This window comes from Streptomyces sp. NPDC051183 (assembly GCF_040682455.1).
Taxonomy (GTDB): domain Bacteria; phylum Actinomycetota; class Actinomycetes; order Streptomycetales; family Streptomycetaceae; genus Streptomyces.
Genome location: NZ_JBFBBA010000057.1, coordinates 1 through 17273, shown reverse-complemented (window position 1 = coordinate 17273; position 17273 = coordinate 1). Strand labels below are relative to the sequence as shown.

General features: G+C 72.4%; 18 protein-coding genes, 1 pseudogene and 1 riboswitch. Of the genes and pseudogenes, 9 read left to right on the top strand and 10 right to left on the bottom strand.

The window, feature by feature from the left end:
* The first annotated feature begins 40 nt into the window (after window positions 1-40).
* On the top strand, window positions 41-3085 hold the full coding sequence (locus AB0M99_RS33605; protein WP_365927280.1) for a BTAD domain-containing putative transcriptional regulator: 3045 nt from the start codon (window positions 41-43) through the stop codon (window positions 3083-3085).
* Window positions 3086-3106: 21 nt separating this feature from the next.
* Here the strand turns inward: AB0M99_RS33605 and AB0M99_RS33600 are convergent, their stop codons facing one another.
* Window positions 3107-3820 carry a flavodoxin family protein gene (locus tag AB0M99_RS33600; RefSeq protein WP_365927278.1) on the bottom strand — a complete coding sequence of 238 codons (714 nt, stop codon included), beginning with the start codon at window positions 3818-3820 and terminating at the stop codon, window positions 3107-3109.
* A 65-nt stretch (window positions 3821-3885) separates the two neighbouring features.
* Window positions 3886-4105: riboswitch (cobalamin riboswitch) on the top strand.
* Between the two features lie 28 nt (window positions 4106-4133).
* Here AB0M99_RS33600 and AB0M99_RS33595 point away from each other — a divergent pair.
* Genes AB0M99_RS33595 through AB0M99_RS33575 form a run of 5 tightly spaced genes read left to right on the top strand, consistent with a single transcriptional unit; the run spans window position 4134 to window position 7313 of the window.
* Window positions 4134-4826, top strand: coding sequence for an energy-coupling factor ABC transporter permease (locus tag AB0M99_RS33595; protein ID WP_365927276.1), 693 nt, complete (start codon window positions 4134-4136; stop codon window positions 4824-4826).
* 11 nt (window positions 4827-4837) lie between these two features.
* Window positions 4838-5176, top strand: a complete 339-nt coding sequence (locus tag AB0M99_RS33590) for an energy-coupling factor ABC transporter substrate-binding protein (protein WP_365927320.1) — start codon at window positions 4838-4840, stop codon at window positions 5174-5176.
* A 3-nt stretch (window positions 5177-5179) separates the two neighbouring features.
* Window positions 5180-5929 carry a cobalt ECF transporter T component CbiQ gene (gene cbiQ / locus AB0M99_RS33585; RefSeq protein WP_365927274.1) on the top strand — a complete coding sequence of 250 codons (750 nt, stop codon included), beginning with the start codon at window positions 5180-5182 and terminating at the stop codon, window positions 5927-5929.
* Window positions 5926-6747, top strand: coding sequence for an ATP-binding cassette domain-containing protein (locus AB0M99_RS33580; RefSeq protein ID WP_365927272.1), 822 nt, complete (start codon window positions 5926-5928; stop codon window positions 6745-6747). The genes cbiQ and AB0M99_RS33580 overlap by 4 nt, the downstream gene beginning before the upstream one ends.
* 29 nt (window positions 6748-6776) lie before the next feature.
* Window positions 6777-7313: a PadR family transcriptional regulator gene (locus AB0M99_RS33575; protein ID WP_365927270.1), complete on the top strand. Its 537-nt coding sequence runs from the start codon at window positions 6777-6779 to the stop codon at window positions 7311-7313.
* A gap of 56 nt (window positions 7314-7369) precedes the next feature.
* Here AB0M99_RS33575 and AB0M99_RS33570 read toward each other — a convergent pair whose 3' ends face one another.
* The gene (locus AB0M99_RS33570) at window positions 7370-7582 is read right to left on the bottom strand and encodes an EF-hand domain-containing protein (RefSeq protein ID WP_365927318.1); all 213 of its coding nucleotides are present in this window, start codon (window positions 7580-7582) and stop codon (window positions 7370-7372) included.
* Between the two features lie 254 nt (window positions 7583-7836).
* On the opposite strand from AB0M99_RS33570, the gene AB0M99_RS33565 reads away from it, so the two are divergent.
* Together AB0M99_RS33565 and AB0M99_RS33560 are read left to right on the top strand one after the other, a co-directional pair.
* A complete protein-coding gene (locus tag AB0M99_RS33565; RefSeq protein ID WP_365927268.1) occupies window positions 7837-8604 on the top strand; it encodes a tRNA-dependent cyclodipeptide synthase in 768 nt (255 codons plus the stop codon).
* On the top strand, window positions 8585-9823 hold the full coding sequence (locus AB0M99_RS33560) for a cytochrome P450 (RefSeq protein ID WP_365927266.1): 1239 nt from the start codon (window positions 8585-8587) through the stop codon (window positions 9821-9823). The genes AB0M99_RS33565 and AB0M99_RS33560 overlap by 20 nt, the downstream gene beginning before the upstream one ends.
* A gap of 67 nt (window positions 9824-9890) precedes the next feature.
* Here AB0M99_RS33560 and AB0M99_RS33555 read toward each other — a convergent pair whose 3' ends face one another.
* On the bottom strand, window positions 9891-11087 hold the full coding sequence (locus tag AB0M99_RS33555) for a YncE family protein (protein WP_365927264.1): 1197 nt from the start codon (window positions 11085-11087) through the stop codon (window positions 9891-9893).
* A complete protein-coding gene (locus AB0M99_RS33550) occupies window positions 11084-11875 on the bottom strand; it encodes a polysaccharide deacetylase family protein (RefSeq protein ID WP_365927262.1) in 792 nt (263 codons plus the stop codon). Before AB0M99_RS33550 ends, AB0M99_RS33555 begins: the two co-directional genes overlap by 4 nt.
* Window positions 11876-12199: 324 nt before the next feature.
* Between AB0M99_RS33550 and AB0M99_RS33545 the strand changes: the two genes are divergently transcribed.
* On the top strand, window positions 12200-12391 hold the full coding sequence (locus AB0M99_RS33545) for a hypothetical protein (protein ID WP_365927260.1): 192 nt from the start codon (window positions 12200-12202) through the stop codon (window positions 12389-12391).
* Here AB0M99_RS33545 and AB0M99_RS33540 read toward each other — a convergent pair.
* The 6 genes and pseudogenes from AB0M99_RS33540 to AB0M99_RS33515 form a co-directional block, all read right to left on the bottom strand.
* Window positions 12388-12945: an ATP-binding protein gene (locus AB0M99_RS33540; protein ID WP_365927258.1), complete on the bottom strand. Its 558-nt coding sequence runs from the start codon at window positions 12943-12945 to the stop codon at window positions 12388-12390. The two genes, AB0M99_RS33545 and AB0M99_RS33540, sit on opposite strands and share 4 nt — an antisense overlap.
* Window positions 12946-13119: 174 nt before the next feature.
* Entirely contained in the window at window positions 13120-14070 is a 951-nt protein-coding gene (locus AB0M99_RS33535; RefSeq protein ID WP_365927256.1) for a hypothetical protein, read from the bottom strand.
* The gene (locus AB0M99_RS33530) at window positions 14067-14612 is read right to left on the bottom strand and encodes a SigE family RNA polymerase sigma factor (protein ID WP_365927254.1); all 546 of its coding nucleotides are present in this window, start codon (window positions 14610-14612) and stop codon (window positions 14067-14069) included. Before AB0M99_RS33530 ends, AB0M99_RS33535 begins: the two co-directional genes overlap by 4 nt.
* 128 nt (window positions 14613-14740) lie before the next feature.
* Entirely contained in the window at window positions 14741-15508 is a 768-nt protein-coding gene (locus tag AB0M99_RS33525; protein WP_365927252.1) for an enoyl-CoA hydratase-related protein, read from the bottom strand.
* An 85-nt stretch (window positions 15509-15593) separates the two neighbouring features.
* Window positions 15594-16814, bottom strand: coding sequence for an Ig-like domain-containing protein (locus AB0M99_RS33520; protein WP_365927316.1), 1221 nt, complete (start codon window positions 16812-16814; stop codon window positions 15594-15596).
* A gap of 133 nt (window positions 16815-16947) precedes the next feature.
* Window positions 16948-17187: pseudogene (locus AB0M99_RS33515) on the bottom strand (L,D-transpeptidase); the annotation flags it as partial.
* Window positions 17188-17273: the final 86 nt, after the last annotated feature.

Here is a 17273-nt window from a genome sequence, read left to right as displayed (position 1 = left end):
CGTCGCCCATCCGTCCGCCGACCGGTGCCCGGAGTCCGCCATGACCTTGGTCCTCTCCGTCCTGGGGCCGGTGGAAGCCACCCTGGACGCCCGCCCGTTGGCGCTCGGCGGGCCGCGCAGCCGGCGGGTGCTGGCGGCGCTGCTGCTGGAGGCGGGCCGGGTGGTCCCGGCCGCCGGGCTGGCGGCCGCGGTGTGGGACGACCCGCCGGTGACGGCCCGGGAGCAGTTGCAGAACGTCGCGGCCGCGCTGCGCCGGCTCGGGCTTCCGGTGGCGCGTACGGAGGCGGGGTTCGTCCTGGAGCCGGGCCGGGCGGAGGTGGACCTACGGGAGTTCGCGCGGCTGCGGCGGGCGGCCGCGGCCTGCGCCGACCCGGCCGAGATCCGGCGACTGCTCGGCCGGGCGCTGGAGTTGTGGCGCGGCCCGGTGGCGCTGGGCGGACTGCGCGGCCGGGTCTTCGAGGCCGCGGCGGCCCGGCTGGCGCAGGAGCGGCTCGACTGCGTGGAGCGGGCGCTGGCCGCGGACCTCGACCTCGGCCGGCACGCGGAGGCCTGCGCGGAGCTGGCCGGGCTCACCGCCGAACACCCCTTGCGGGAGCGGCTGGTGGAGCTGCACGTGCTGGCGCTCCACCGTGCGGGGCGGCGCGGCGAGGCCCTGGCGGTCTTCGCCCGCGCCCGCGCGCAGCTGGCCGAGGGGACGGGCCTGGACCCGCGCCCGGAGCTCCGCGCGCTGCACGCACGGGTCCTGGCGGACGACCCGGCCCTGCGCTGGACGCCCCCGGCCCCCGGTCCGACCGAGCCGACGCCGGGCCCGCGGCAGACGGCGCAGCACCCGTCGGCCCGACACCGACACCCCACCGGAACGGGCCCGGACGGCTCGGCGCCGGGCCGGGCGGCGCAGGTCCCCGCAGGGGGCGGGCGGCAGTTGCCGGAGCAGGGGACCGACGGGACGGGGCGGCGGCCCGCACAACTGCCCGCCGGGACGGTGGCCTTCGTCGGCCGGGAGGACGAGGCGGCCGCGCTCACCCGGGGGCTCCGGGAGGCCGACGGCGGGGTGTGCGTGATCACCGGGCCGCCCGGGGTCGGGAAGACGGCGCTCGCGCTGCGGGTCGCGCACGCGCTGCGCGGGGAGTTCCCCGACGGGCAGCTCCACACCGACCTGCGCGGCGCCGACCCGGCCGGCGCCGCGGACCCGGCCGAGGTGCTGGCCGCTTTCCTGCGCGGGCTCGGCGTGGACGGTCCGGCCGTGCCCGCGGAGCCGGGCGAGCGCGCGGCCCTGTACCGGAGCCTGCTCGCGGACCGGCGGGTGCTGGTGGTGCTCGACAACGCCGCGTCCGAGGCGCAGGTCCGGGCCCTGCTGCCGGGTTCCCCGGGCGGCAGTGCCGTACTCGTCACTGCCCGCCGGCGGCTCGCGGGGCTGGAGCGCCGGGTGGCCCTGGAGCTGCCGCTGCTGGACGAGCCGACCGCGCTCGGGCTCCTCGGCCGGATCGCCGGGGCCGGGCGGGTCGCGGCCGAACCGGGGGCGGCCCGCGAGCTGGTGCGGCTGTGCGGGCGGCTGCCGCTCGCGCTGCGGATCGTCGGGGCCGAACTGGCCGCGTTCCCGCACCGGGACCTGGCCCGGCTGGCGGCGCGGCTGGGGGACGAGCGGGCCCGGCTGGACGTGCTCGACGGGGTACGGGCCGGGCTGCGGCTCAGCTACCGCGCGCTGCCGGGCGACGCGCGGGCACTCCTGCGCGGGCTGGCGCTGCTCGACGCCCCCGACTGCGCGTCCTGGACGGCGGCCGCCGTGCTGGACCGGCCGCTCGCCGCCGCCGAGGAGGCCCTCGACGCCCTGGTGTCGGCGCATCTGCTGGAGGTAGCCGGCCGCGACGGGGCGGGGCAGTCGCGCTACCGGATGCACGACCTGGTCCGTGCCTTCGGCCGCGAGCTCGCCGCCCCCGCCGCGAGCGCCCCGGGCGCCGGGGGCTCCGGGGACGCCACGCGCGTGGTGCGCCGGGTGCTGGCCTGCTGGGTGGCGCTGGCGCGCGAGGGCCGGCGGGCCCACCAGGGCCTGGACTACCCCGGGCTGGGCGGGCGCACGGCCGCCCGGGTCCCCGACCCGGCGGTGCTCGCGGGGCCGCGCGCCGAGCCGGTGCGCTGGCTGGGGGCCGAGCGGGACGCGCTCGTGGCGACCGTACGGCAGGCCGGGCGCGTGGATCCGTACGCCTGCTGGGAGCTGGCGGCGGCCGGGGAGTACGTCTTCGACCTGCGCAGCGACCTGGCCGGCTGGCAGGCGGTCCAGGAGGCGGGGCTGACGGCGGCCCGCTCGGCCGGAGACCGCACCGGCGAGGCGGTGATGCTGGTCGGCCTGGGCCGGCTGCGGACCTGCCGCGAGGAGTGGGGCGCGGCCGGGGAGATGCTGGCCGAAGGGGAGGCGCTGTTCGAGGAGCTCGGGGACGCGCACGGGGCGGCGTACGCGGGCTGGCTGCTCTCCTACCTCGACCGGGTCCAGGGCCGGCTCGCCGAGGCGGAGCGGCGCTGCCGGCGCATCGCCCCGGTCTTCGAGGCGGCCGGCGACCACTACGGCCACGCCCACGCGCTGCGCGGCATCGGCCAGGTGCTGTTCGCGCGCGGCGAGACCGGCCGCGCACTGCCGGTGCTGCGCGAGGCGCTGGCGGTCGCCGGGGCGGGCGGCGCGGCCTGGCCCCGGATGTGCATGCTGCGCTGGGTCGCCGATGCCCAGCGCGTGCTGGGGCGGCTCGCCGAGGCGGAGGCGGGTTTCGGCGAGATCCTGGCCTTCACCGTCGGCTCGGGCGACCTGGCGGGCCAGAGCGCGGCCCGCATCGGGCTCGGCCGGATCGCCCTGGCGCGCTCGGACACGGCCGCGGCGCTGCACCACTTGTGGGAGGCCGACGGGCTGGGCCGCCGCTCGGGGCAGAGCCTGGTGCGGGCCCTGGCCGTGCCGCCGCTGGCCCGCGCGCTGCTGACTTCGGGGGACGCGGCGGGGGCCCGGGCTCTGCTGGAGGAGGCGCTGGCTAGCTGCCGCCGGATGGATGCCCGGCCCCTGCTGGCGCAGTTGGAGTCGGCCCTGGCGGAGGTGCCCGCGTAGGGCCGCGGCGCGGCGGGCGGCTCAGCGGTGCTCGGGGTTGGGGAAGTCGAAGCGGCAGCCCGCGTCCCACTCGGAGCGCTGGTTGCCGTGCGCCGGCATGCCGCCGGCCCGTTTGAGGAGGGCGGCCAGGTGCATCAGGTTCCACGACATGAAGGCGGTGTTCCGGTTGGTGAAGTCGTTCTCCGGGCCGCCCGATCCGGGGTCGAGGTACGAGGGTCCGGGCCCGGCCTCGCCGATCCAGCCGGCGTCGGCCTGCGGGGGGATCGCGTAGCCGAGGTGCTGGAGGCTGTAGAGGATGTTCATGGCGCAGTGCTTGACGCCGTCCTCGTTCCCGGTGATCAGCGCCCCGCCGACGCGCCCGTAGTACGCGTACTGGCCCCGCTCGTTCAGGATCGAGGAGCAGGCGTAGAGCCGCTCGATCACCTGCTTCATCACGGAGCTGTTGTCGCCGAGCCAGATCGGGCCGCAGAGCACGAGGATGTCGGCGTCCATGATCTGGCTGTACAGGACCGGCCACTGGTCGCTCTCCCAGCCGTGCTCGGTCATGTCCGGCCAGACACCGGTGGCGATGTCGTGGTCCACGGCGCGGATCAGCGAGGTCCGTACGCCGGCCGCCGCCATGACGGCGCGGCTCCTGTCGATCAGGCCCTCGGTGTTGCTGGTCTCGGGCGAGCGTTTGAGGGTGCAGTTCACGTAGACGGCGGTCAGGTCCGAGTAGTCGAAGTCAGCGGCCATTCCCCCACCCTCCCCGGCGCCGCGCGGGCCCGCCACCGGACCGCGGCCGTACGAATCGGTGCAAGTTGTTAGCGGTCCGTCCGGGCGACTAGGGTCAGCGGGCCTTGGTGTTCGGGAAGCCGGTGGAAAACCGGCGCGGCCCTCGCCACTGTGAACGGGAAGTCCGGCTCCACTCCTGCGGGAAAGCCACTGGGCTGTGCGGGAGGTTCCGCGCCGCCCGGGAAGGCGGAGACAGGGCATCAGCACCCGTGAGCCAGGAGACCGGCCGGGGCGCGTTGTCCATCCACGAGGTGCTGGAGAGGTCTCCCTACTCATGCATATAGCCGAGGGGTTCCTGCCCCCTTTGCACGCGGTCGCCTGGGGCGCCGCGTCCGCCCCCTTCGTCGTGCACGGCGTCCGGGCCCTCACCCGTGAGGTGAAGGCGAACCCCGAGAGCACGCTGCTGCTCGGGGCGTCCGGAGCGTTCACCTTCGTCCTTTCCGCCCTGAAGATCCCTTCGGTGACGGGTAGTTGCTCCCACCCCACCGGGACCGGGCTCGGAGCGATCCTGTTCCGGCCGCCGATCATGGCCGTGCTCGGCACGATCACCCTGCTGTTCCAGGCGCTCCTGCTGGCGCACGGCGGGCTGACCACGCTCGGCGCCAACGTCTTCTCCATGGCCGTCGCGGGCCCCTGGGCGGGCTACGGGGTCTACCGGCTGCTGCGCCGCTTCGACCTCCCGCTGATGGTGACCGTCTTCTTCGGAGCCTTCTTCGCCGACCTGGTCACCTACTGCGTCACCAGCGTGCAGCTGGCGCTGGCCTTCCCGGACCCGGGCACGGGCTTCCCCGGCGCGCTCGCGAAGTTCGGCGGGATCTTCGCGGTCACCCAGATCCCGCTCGCGGTGAGCGAGGGCCTGCTGACCGTCCTCGTGATGCGGCTGCTCATGCAGTCCAGCAAGTCGGACCTGGTCCGCCTGGGCGTCGCGAAGCTCACCCGGGACAAGCAGCAGGAGGCGGCGGCCTGATGGGCATCAAGATGAACAAGAACACGAAGGTCAACGCCCTGCTGCTGCTCCTGGTGGCGGCGCTCGCCGTGCTCCCGCTCGCGCTGGGGCTGGGCGAGGGCAAGGAGGAGCCGTTCGCGGGTGCCGACGCGCAGGCGGAAGCGGCCATCACCGAGCTCAAGCCGGACTACGAGCCGTGGTTCTCCCCCCTGTACGAGCCCCCGTCCGGGGAAGTCGAGTCGGCGCTGTTCGCGTTGCAGGCCGCCATCGGAGCGGGAGTTCTCGCGTACTACTTCGGCGTGCGCAAGGGCCGCCGCCAGGGTGAGGCCGCCGCGCGCGAGGCCGCCGCCGAAGCCGCCCCGGAGTCCTAGGCGGTGCTGCCCATCGACGTAGCGGCCCACAGCAGCCGCTGGCGCTGCCGCCACCCGCTGGAGAAGGCCCTGCTGGGCCTCGGGCTGACGGTCACCGCCGTGTCCCTCCCGCCCTGGCCCGGCGGGCCGCTGGTCGGCGCGGCGACCCTCGCCCTGCTGCTCGGCCCCGCCGGGGTGGGGGGACGGCAGCTGTGGCGCGCCTTCCGGATCCCGCTCGGCTTCTGCTTCACCGGGGCGCTGCCGCTGCTGTTCGCCGTCGGCGGTCCGGCCGGGCCGCTCTCGCTCGCCCCCGACGGGCCGCGCCATGCGGCGGAGCTGCTGCTGCGCACCTCGGCCGCCTCGCTGGGCGTGCTGCTGTTCGCCTTCACCACCCCGGTCTCGGACGTGCTGCCGCGGCTGGTGCGGGCGGGGGTGCCGGCCCCGGTGGTGGACGTGGCCCTGGTCATGTACCGGATCGGGTTCCTGCTCCTGGACTCGATGGCCCAGGTCCGCCGGGCCCAGGCGGCCCGGCTCGGGCACACCGGCCGGGCCGCGGTGTGGCGGTCCCTGGCGGGGCTCGCCGCGACCTCGTTCGTACGGGCCTTCGACCGCGCGGCCCGGCTCCAGGTGGGGCTGGCCGGGCGCGGCTACGACGGCGCGCTGCGGGTCCTCGTACCGGAGGCGGCGCTGTCGTGGCGGTTCCTGGCGGGGACCGCGGCCCTGCTGGCCGCACTGATCACCCTGACTCTCCTGCTGAAGGGGCTTTACCTGTGAGGCCGTTGGTGGAACTGGTGGGCGCGGGCTACGCGTACGAGGACGGCCCGGCCGTGCTGTCCGGCGTGGACTTCGGCATCGCGCAGGGGCGGGCACTGGTCCTGCTGGGCCGCAACGGCAGCGGGAAGACCACGCTGATGCGGCTGCTGAGCGGGGGCCTGCGCCCCGGTACGGGCACGCTGCGGCTCGACGGCGCGGAGGTCGGCCACGACCGCAAGGGCCTGACGCGCCTGCGCACGGCGGTCCAGCTGGTGGTCCAGGACCCGGACGACCAGCTCTTCGCCGCCTCGGTGGAGCAGGACGTGTCCTTCGGCCCGATGAACATGGGCCTGGCGCCGCAGGAGGTACGGGCCCGCGTGGACTCGGCGCTGGCGGCCCTGGACATCACGGCCCTGCGCGACCGCCCGACGCACCTGCTCTCGTACGGGCAGCGCAAGCGCGCGGCCATCGCGGGCGCGGTGGCGATGGCTCCGCGCGTGCTGATCCTGGACGAGCCGACGGCGGGCCTGGACCCGGACGGGCAGGAGCGGCTGCTGGACGCCCTGGCGGGCCTGCGTGCGCAGGGCACCACGGTGGTCATGGCAACGCACGACGTGGACCTGGCGGTCCGCTGGGCCGACGACGCGGCGGTCCTGACCCCGTCGGGCATCCGCTTCGGCCCGGCGGGGACCCTCCTGTCGGACCCCGCCCTGCTGGCCTCGGCGGGCCTGCGCCAGGCCTGGTCCCCGGCGGTGACGGCCTTCCTGCGCGCCCACGGTCTGCTGCCCGAGGCGGCCCCGGGCCCCCGCACTCCGGAGGCCCTCGCGGCCTTGCGCTGACGCGGGCGCCGCAAACCTAGGATGGCCGCATGTCGCTGCCGCACGCCATCCTCACCGCCCTGCTGGAGAAGCCCTCGTCGGGGCTGGAGCTGACCCGGCGGTTCGACAAGTCGATCGCGTACTTCTGGTCGGCCACGCACCAGCAGATCTACCGCGAGCTCGGCCGGCTGGAGGAGGCCGGGCTGATCCGCGCGCTGCCGAGCGAGGTGCCCGTACGGGGGCAGAAGAAGGAGTACGAGGTCCTCCCCGACGGCAGCGCGGAGCTGGCCCGGTGGGTCGGCGAGAGCCAGGACCCGAAGCCGATGCGCGACCCGCTGCTGCTGCGGATCCGCGCGGCGGGCGTGGTGGGGCCGCAGGGGCTGGGCGCCGAGCTGCGCCGGCACCTGGAGCTGCACCGGGACCAGCTGGCGAAGTACGAGGCCATCGAGGCGAAGGACTTCCCCCCGGGGCGGGACGCCGTCGAGGACCGGCTGCGCCGGCTCGTGCTGCACGGCGGGATCGCCCTGGAGAGCTTCTGGCTGGCCTGGCTGGAGGAGGCCCTCGGCGAGGTCGAGGACATGGCCTGACGCGCCCCCGCTGCGGCAGGCGGGCGGGGGCGGTGCGGGGCCTGCTCGGTGCGGGCCTACTTGTTGAGGGAGGCCCAGAACTCGTCGAAGCTGAGGAGCTTGTCGCCGTCGGTGTCCTTGGCGGCTATCACGGCGTCCGCGACCGCGCCGGTGACGAAGGCGTCACCCATGGCCTTCATGGCCGCGCTGTACTCGTCGGCCGTGATGAAGCCGTCGCCGTCGGCGTCGAACTTGCCGAACGTCGCCCGTGCGCTCTCGATGTCCGCCACTGGGTCCACCCCTTCTTGGTGCTTGTTGACCGGCTCAGGGTAGCGGCCTGCGGCCCCCGTCCGTCCCGCGGGTCCCGTTCGAGCGGCAGATAGAAATTCGATTACCCTTCCGCAATGCGGAAGCGATAATTCCAGCCAACAAATCGGACCCCCACTTGTCACGCTCCGGGGCCACGGCATAACGTACCGACATTGCCGCCACACCAGGAGCGCAGGGCTCCCAGGGACAAGCGGCAACAAGGGCGATCACACAGGTGACGATCACAGCCGACGCATCATTCGAAGTTCTGCCCTTCACCCGCACCTGCCGCCATATCTGGGAAGACGGCGACCATGTGCTCATCGGAGTCAGTCCTGGAAACAGCTACTTCAGTTCCGAGCGCATCACCAGCCTCGCCCGATGGGCCACGACCCGCTTCGCGCAGGTCGACTTCGTCTACGCAGACCTCCATGTCGATCGGATGTTCGCCGCTTTCGGCTACACCCGGGAACACGCCGAGAAGCGCGCGACGAAGGAAATCAAGGCAGTCCGGCGAAGGATTCTCAAGGGCGTGGAGGAATCAGGACCTCCGCACGCCGAGATTCGCGTGAGGGCACTTTCGGAGTTCCAGGCGAATCCCGTGTACCAACTACTGCACCGGCGCGTGCTGCATTTCCTGGAGACCGACGACGAATTCCGTAAGGGCTGCGAGGAAATGGCCCTCCACTTTGTCGGCTCCAAGTTGCCGGAAGGTGAATCCATCACGGACAGCCAGTTGCAGGTCTGTTTCGATTACATGGCAGCCGAGCTGCCGTTCTTCGTGGACACCCCGAGCATTCTCGACGTCCCGTCCTCGGTGGCGGCCTACCACGTCAAGATGCCGATGACCGATGTCCTGTTCGCGCGGGGCGGGGGCCTGCGCGCGACCCGGAACCAGGCGTACGCCGTCGTCCGGCCCGAACCGGCCGAGGCCGCGGCCGCCGTACCCACCACGAACCACGCACCAACCGAAAGGAACGTCGATGAGCGTCGAGCAGCTTGAGGGCCGGGAGATCCAGGAGCAGCCGCTCCTCGACTTCCCGCTCTCGCGGCGCGGTGACGTGCTCCCCGAGGAGTGCACCTGGCTGCGCGAGAAGGCCCCCGTCGCCAAGGTCCGCACCCTCACCGGGGACCCGGCCTGGCTGGTGAGCAGCTACGCGCTGGCCAAGCAGGTGCTGGAGGACGAGCGCTTCAGCCTCAAGGACACGGCGAACGCCGGGGTCCCCCGCCAGTACGCGCTGACGATCCCGCCCGAGGTCGTCAACAACATGGGCAACATCAACAGCGCCGGACTGCGCAACGCGGTCATGAAGGCGCTCAACCCGCGCCAGAAGGGGCTCCAGGACTGGCTGCGCGCCAAGGCCGGGGAGCTCATCGACCAGCTGGTCGCCGAGGGCGGTCCGGCAGACCTCCGGGCGGGGTTCGCCGACCCCTTCTCGGCGGCCATGCACTGCCAGGTGCTGGGGGTGCCGTTCGAGGACTGGCGGCGTCTGATGTCGGGGCTGGACGTCGCGTTCATGACCGCGCGCGAGCCGTTCGCCGACTCGGCGCTCAACTGGTACAAGGACGTCGGCTACTTCGAGGACCGGCTGAAGGCACAGCTCGCGCTGCCCGCCGAGGAGCGTACGGGGCTCCTCGGCAAGTTCGCCGGGCTGAAGGAGGCGGACCCGGAGTCGGCGCACCTGACCGACGACATGTTCGCGACCGTCGCCGTCTCCCTCTTCGGCGCCGGCGCGGTCTCCACCTCGGCCTTCCTCACCCTCGCGGTCCTGGCGCTGCTCCAGAAGCCCGAGCTGATCGGGTACCTGCGCAAGCACCCGGAGCGCATGGGGAAGGCGGTCGATGAGCTGCTGCGCTGGAACCTGTCGGTCGGTGACGGCCTGCCGCGCATCGCAATGGCGGACGTCCAGGTCGGCGACGTGCTGGTGAAGGAGGGAGAACTGGTCCTCGTCCTGCTGGAGGGGGCCAACTTCGACCCGGAGGCCTTCGAGAACCCGGACGAGCTGGACCTGGAGCGCGAGGGTTCCAACGCCAACCTGGCCTTCGGCGCCGGCCGGCACTTCTGCCCGGCCTCCGCGCTGGGCCGGGCGCACGCCGAGATCGCCCTGGAGGTGCTGGTCGAGCGGCTGCCCGAGCTGCGGCTCGCGGTGCCCGCGGAGAACCTCGTATGGCGCACCGGCTTCATCAAGCGGCTGCCGGAACGACTGCCCGTCGCCTGGTAGTCGGGGTCCGCATGACGCGACGGTGCCCCGGGAGCTGTGCGAGCTCCCGGGGCACCGTCGTGTCCGGCTACCGGAAGATGCCGGTGTGGCCGAGCGAGTAGCGGCCGGGCTGCGGGTACACGGCGAGGCCGTGCGGTCCGCCGCCGACCGGGATCTTGGCGATCTGCTTGCCGCTGACCGTGTCGATCGCGTAGACCTCGGAGTTGTAGCGGCCCGACAGCCACAGCACCTTGCCGTCGGCGGAGACCCCGCCCATGTCGGGGCTGCCGCCGTCGGGCAGCTCCCACTTCTTCGTCAGCCTGTTCTGCGCGAAGTCGAAGACCGAGATGCTGCCTTCGCCCCGGTTGGAGACGTACATCTCCTTGGAGTCGCGGCTGACGTACAGACCGTGGCAGCCCTTACCGGTCGGCAGCAGCTTGGGCGTCTCGAACTTGTCGCCGCTGAGCACCCACATCCCGTGCGCCATCATGTCCGCGACGTAGAAGGTCTTCCCGTCCGGGGAGACCTTGACGTCCTGCGGCATCGCGCCCTCGAACGGCAGTTTCTGCTGGCCGACGACCTCCATCTTCTCCGTGTCGACCTTGAGGAGTTCACCGGAGAACTCGCAGGAGACGATGAAGTACCTGCCGTCGGCGGAGAAGTCGGCGTGATTGACGCCGAAACAGGTGACGGGGACGGTTTTCACCCGGTTCATCGTGTGCGGATCGCGGAACACCAGTTCCTTGTCCATCGACGCCATGACGATCGCGTACTTGCCGTTGGGCGTGAAGTACAGGTTGTACGGGTCGTGCACCTCGACCGGATTGCCGGCCTCACCGGTGGCCGGGTTGATCGGGGTCAGCGTGTGGCCGCGGTTGTTGTTGACCCAGAGGGTCTTCATGTCCCAGGACGGCACCACGTGCTGGGGCTGGATGCCGACCGGGATGGTGTCGATGACCTTGTAGGTCGCCGGGTCGATGACGGACACCGTGTTGGAGTTGGTGTTCGGCACGTACACGCGGGACGGGAAGTCCTTGACCACCGGGGAGAGTTTGTTCGGCCGGTCGGCCGCGTACACGTCGTTGGGGTCGAGGACCGGCGGCATCCCGGCGAGGCCCGGCGGCGCGGCCGGTACGGCCGGCACGACCTTGGCGGGCGCGGCCGGCCCCTTGGTGCCGAGCGCCTCGGCGGGTCCCTTGTCGGCTGCTCCGCAGCCGGCGAGGGCGGCGAGGACCAGACCGGCCAGCAGCGCGGTGGCCTTCCGGGGAAGGCGGGTGGTCGTCATGGGGTCAGCAGCTCCGTGGTGGTCACCGCGCGCAGTTCGCGGCGCGCGAGTTCTTCGAGGAGGGGCGGCATCGCGTCGACCGTGTCCGCGTAGCCGAAGTGCAGGCTCACCACCGATCCGCCTTGGATCGTCCCGGCGACGGTGCGGATGACGGCCGCGGCGCCGGGCGAGGTGAAGTCGAGGGAGTCGACGTCGTACGAGAGGACGTGCGGGTAGCCCGCCCGCTGGGCGAGTCTGCGTACGAGCGGGCTCGCGTACTGCGTCTGGGAGGGGCGGAACCAGGTGCCGATGGACCCGGTGAGCCGCTTGAGCCGGTCGGCGCAGGCGGTGATCTCGGCGTGCGCCCGGGCCTCGGGCAGGTTGTTGATCGCGAGGTGGTTCTGTGTGTGGTTGCCGAGTTCGTGGCCGCCGTCCAGGATCCGCCGGGCCATGTCCGGGTGGGCGTCGAGCCAGGCGCCGATGGCCAGTACGGTCACCCGCGCGCCCGCGCGCTCCGCCTCGGCGAGCACGGCCTTGGCGATGGCCGGCTCACCGTTGCCGTGGAAGGTCAGGGCGACCCGGGGGCGCTCGCGCGGCCCGTGCCCGATCTCCACGGGCTGCCCGGCGAACCGGCGCGGGCCGGCCGCCGCGCGGGCGGGCTTGGCGGGCGCGGCGGCCTTGGCGGGCGCCGTCGCGGCGGGTGCGGCGGGAGCGGTGCGGCCGCCCGCGCCGCAGGCGGCGGTGAGGGCACCGGCGGCGACCGCCGCGCCGGCGCGGAGGACGGTTCGGCGGTCCGGATAGCAGAGCACCTGCCCATTTAAGGGGTGGATGACCCCGAAGGTAATGATTGACCCAATTCGGGACCTTCGCCGAGGGGGGCCCAATCGGTGGACTGTCCGCTATGTGATCAACGATTCACACAGGGCAGCCCATACTTATTCATAGATTACGAGGTACGTGGCCCAGCTCACCTTGATTTTAGGTGGAAACTCTTACGATCTGCACACTTATGTCCAACTTGGGACTTTTGGCGTTTGGTCCCTCGTCTGCCATAGTCGGAATCACGACTTCCCGTTGACCCGAGCGAAGTCGCCACGCCGAGGATCACACCCCCTTCGATCCTCGGCGCACCCATGAAACCCCCGCAGCGCCCCACCACGGCGACAGGGGGTTTCTGCGTTACCGGGTGGGACCCGGCCGCGCCCGGCCTGGCGGAGCGCCACACCGTCATCCGCTACGACCTGCGCGACTTCGGTGAATCGGCGCCGCCGACCGGCCCGATGCGGACGTCGCCGGCCAACCAGCCGCGCCGCCGCACCAGCTAGCGGTCGGCCACCCGCATCTCGAACCAGGTGATCTTGCCGCGCGGGAGCAGATCGGCGCCCCAGCGGTCGGAGAGCTTGTCGACGAGGAACAAGCCCCGGCCGGTGGTGTCGAGTTCGTGCACCGGCATCAGGCAGGGCAGTCCGCGCGAGGGGTCGCGCACCTCGATCCGGATCCAGCCGCGCCGCCGGAGCATCCGTAAGCCGAACGACCGGGCTCCGGTGTGGCGGACCGCGTTGCCCACGAGTTCCGAGACCAGCAGGACGGTGTGCTCGGCGATCTGCGGCGAGAGGCCCCAGAGCCGGATCACCACGCACTGGGTGAGCCGCCGGGCGGTGCTCGCCGATTCCGGCATGGACGGGAGTGTCACTTCTGCCTCGGCCGGATTCCCGTACAACTCCAGCGCCTTGAGGCCTTGTTCGTCCTCGATCGCCGCCGTGAACCGTAAGGCGGAAGCGCTGCTGCGCTGCCGCGGCTGTTCCACACCCTCCAGGCCCGCCATGCACCCATCATGGACGGCCGACGCACCCGTCCGGGGCGTTCCGCGGGAAAACACCCCCCGGAATCAAGGATTCCGAAGGGGCGTCCTGTCATATGCGATTGGCAAGCGGATGCTCGCGATACCCGCCTGACCTGCGATTACATTGCGCATCGCAATGATCACGCTGGGTGGATCATCGTTTCTCCTTAAGGTTGCCTTAAGGCCTGCCTAATCCACACAAAGGGAGGATCACGGGATCAGCCTGTCGTAGGCCCTGTCCCCGTCGGAGTCGTAGATCTGCTTGCCCTGGGCGTCGTACCCCTTGATCCGGGGCGAGTTGACCACACTGCGCTCCAGGATCCCGGTGGCCGCGAACCAGCCGTGGTCCAGGGCCGCTTCGACCGTGGCGCCCCCGTAGGTGACCGTCACCCTGGCCACCCGCTCGTCGACGGTGCCGATGCTCCCCCAGCGGTACGGCAGCTTCCACGGGCCCTCCGTGCTCAGGCGCTGGAGGAAGAGCTTGCCGCCGTTCATGTCGGGTACGACGGCCCCGCGCTCGGGGTTGCCGTCCCTGCCGGACGAGGTGTTGCGCCCGCTCACCTCGCCGTCCACGATCCGGCAGATGAGCCGGACCGGTGTCGGCCCGTCCTTGACCGCCACGACGAACCGGCCGTCGCCCGGGGAGTTGTCATTGCCCGTGCTGCGGTGCGCGAGCAGGATCCGGTAGTCCTCGGGCTTCCCGACGGCGTCCCTGCCGAGCGGCCCACCGCCCGAGGCGCCGCCCGGGGGGCCGAAGGCCAGGCACTGCTCCAGCCCCTCGGCCGCCGCGGCCATGGTGATCCCGTCGGCCAGCTGACCGGGGGTCGCGGGAGCCCCGGGCCCGGCCGGCGCGTTCGCCGTCGGCGGCGCAGGGGCGGCCGTGGACGGCTCCGGCACCGAGGTCACCGTGGCGCCGTTCGCCGGAGCGTCCCGGCCGGGGAGCGCAAGGGCCACCACCGGTACGAGGCCCAGCACGACCAGCGCCGCGCCCGCCGCCGCCAGCCGCCGGCGCCTCTCGCGGCGGCCCCGCTCGACGATCGCCGGGTAGGGGGCGGCCGCCGGGTACACCTCCCGCGCACCCTCGGCCAGCCGCTGCCGCAGGCCCAGTTCGAACGCCCCGAGGTCTTCCTCGCCCCGGGTCCCGTTCTCGCGTGCCGTCATCGGATCTCCCCCTGCTTCGTCGTCGCCGTTCGGACCGGCCCGTCCATCACCTGGGCGAGCCCGGGGTGCACGCGCAGCTTCGCCAGGGCCTTGGAGGCCTGGCTCTTGACCGTGCCCCGGGAACACCCCATGACATCGGCGACCTCGCTCTCGGAGAGGTCCTCCCAGTACCGCATCACCACCACGGCCCGCTGCCGGGCGGGCAGCACGGCCAGCGCGGCCATCAGCGCGTTCCGCTCGTCGGCCCAGGCCGCGGCGGAGTCCCGTACGCACGTCTCGGGCGGCGCGGCCGTCAGCCGCTCCGCGACCCGGCGCTTGCGGAAGCGGTCGCTGTTGCAGGTCACCAGCATCCGCCGGACGTACGCGTCCGGATGGTCGCTGCGCCACACCCGGCGCCACGACCGGTACGCCTTGGCCAGCGCGGTCTGGGTCAGGTCCTCCGCGTCGTGCGGGTCGCCGGTCAGCAGGTACGCGGTCCGCACCAGGGACGGCCAGCGCGCGCTGACGAAGGCCTGGAACTGAGCTTCTTGCTCGGCTTGCATCGAACACCCCCTCGCCCCCTAGACCACCGGCTCCGCGAAATCGGTTGCCCGCGTCGTGCTTCCGCCCCGGAACGCACGACGGGGCCCCCGGTCCGGGGGCCCCGTACGCGGGCGGATCCAGGGGAGGCTCAGAGGAACTTGGCCTTGCCCGGGCCCTCTTCGACGAAGCTGCGCATCCCGCGCTCGCGGTCCTCGGTGGCGAACAGGCCCGCGAACCAGTTGCGTTCGATGGCGAGCCCGGTGTCGATGTCGGCCTCCAGGCCGGCGTCCACGCACTCCTTGGCCGCGCGCAGCGCGATGGCCGGGCCCTGCGCGAGCTTGGCGGCCCAGGCGTGCGCCTGCTCGTACACCTCGGCGGCGGGCACGACCCGGTCCACCAGGCCGAGGGTCAGGGCCTCTTCGGCCTTGACCATGCGGCCGGTGAAGATCAGGTCCTTGGCCTTGGACGGGCCGACCAGCCGGGACAGCCGCTGGGTGCCGCCCGCGCCCGGGATCAGGCCGAGCAGGATCTCGGGCTGTCCGAGCTTCGCGTTGTCGGCGGCGATCCGGAAGTCGGCGCACAGCGCCAGCTCGCAGCCGCCGCCCAGGGCGTAGCCGGTGACGGCCGCGACGACGGGCTTGGGGATCCGGGCCACGGCGGTGAAGGAGTCCTGCAGGGCGCGGGACCGGGCGATCATCGCCGCGTGGTCCATCGTCTGCATCTCCTTGATGTCCGCGCCGGCCGCGAACACCTTCTCGCCGCCGTAGATGACGACGGCCCGGACGTCGCTCCGGTCGGTCGCCTCCACGGCGAGCTCGCGCAGCCGGTCCTGGGCCGCGATGTCCAGGGCGTTCATGGGCGGCCGGTCCAGGAGGATGGTGCCGACGCCTTCGGAGACTTCGAGAGAGATGGTCATACGGGGAAGGTTAGCGCCGGTTAACCGGGAGTGGCCGGGTGCTGTGGGTCACAGCACCGGGCCACCTGGAACCGCGTACGGGGGACTACTTGATCCACTCCGCCCAGTCCATGTTCCAGCCGTTGAGTCCGTTGTCCGGGGCGATCTGCTTGTCCTTGGAGTTCTTCACGACGACCACGTCGCCGATCAGCGACTCGTTGAAGAACCAGGCGGCGGGCTGGTTGCCGTCTCCGGCGCCGCGGACGTCCTTCAGGCCGACGCAGCCGTGGCTGACGTTCTCCGAGCCGAAAGTGCCGGAGGAGGCCCAGTAGTTGCCGTGGACGAAGGTGCCCGAGTTCGACAGCCGCATCGCGTGCGGGACGTCGGAGATGTCGTACTCGCCGCCGAAGCCGACGGTCGCGCCGTTCATCCGGGTCACCTTGTACTTCTCGCTGATGACCATCTGCCCGTTGTACGTGGTCGTCGACGGGGCGCCCGCGGTGATCGGGATCTTCTTGAGCAGCTGGCCGTCGCGGACGACCTCCATGGTGTGCTCGCTCGCGTCGACCGTGGAGACCTGCGAGCGGCCGACGTTGAAGGTGACCGTACGGGTCTGCTTGCCGTAGACGCCCGGGCGGCCCTCGACCCCGTCGAGGGCGAGCTTCACGGTGACCTTCGTGCCCGCGGCCCAGTACTTCTCGGGACGGAAGTCGAGGCGGTCGTTGCCGAACCAGTGGCCCTCGATCGGCACGGCCGGCTCGGCCGTCACCGTGATGGCCTTCTCGACGGCCTCGGGGTTGGTGATGCCGCGGGTGAAGTTGATGGAGACCGGCATGCCCACGCCGACGGTCGAGCCGTCCTCGGGCGTGTAGTGGCCCACGAAGGTGTTCACCGGGGTGAGGGTGGTGAAGGCGGTGTCCTTGGCGGACTCCCGGCCGGCCTCGTCCTTGGCGACCGCGTGCACCTTGTACTCGGTGGCCGAGGCGAGGTGGCGGACGGGCTCCCAGCTCGCGCCGTCGTCGGCGAGCTTGCCCTCCACCGCGTTGCCCTTGGTGTCGGCGACGGTCACCGTGGTGAGCTTGCCGCCGGTGCTGGTTATCTTCAGGACGCCGCTGGTGGCGACCTCCTTGGCCCCGTCGTCCGGCTTGACGCTCACGACGGCCTTGGACGCCTCGGTACCGGTCTTGCCGCTCCCGCCGTCCCCGCCACCGCTCCCGCCGGTGCCGCCGCCCTCGCCGCCGCCGCTGCACGCGCTGGTGAGCAGCAGCGCCGCACCCAGCAGGAGGGCCGGCAGGCCAACGCGGACGCGACCGCGCCTCGGCTGCAGGTTCACTCTTACTCTCCCCATGTCCCCCGCGCGCGGGCAGTCGCGCGCATGTCGACAGGTAATCACATGGGGGGATCACGAAGAGCCACGGTCTTGTCACCGTTCCGTCCCAAGTGCCGGGAGGGCGGCGGGATCAGTCCTCGGTACCGGGCTTGGTGCCCCAGACGTAGACCGCATCGCCCTCGCCGAGCAGGTCCCACAGACGTGCGGCGTCGGGGACCGAGAGGTTGACGCAGCCCGCGGAGCCGCCGTGGGCGTAGAGGTCGCCGGGGCGGCCGTGCAGGGCCTGGCCCCCGTCGAAGAACTGGGCGTACGGCATGGGGGCGTCGTCGTAGAGCGAGGACTTGTGGTCGATGCTGCGCCATTGAAGTGCTCTCCTCCCTTCGCAAGCTCAGGAAGGAGATTCCCGTCTACCTTGCGGTGACGGGCTTGACGCCGCGAGTGCGCCTGACGACTGCC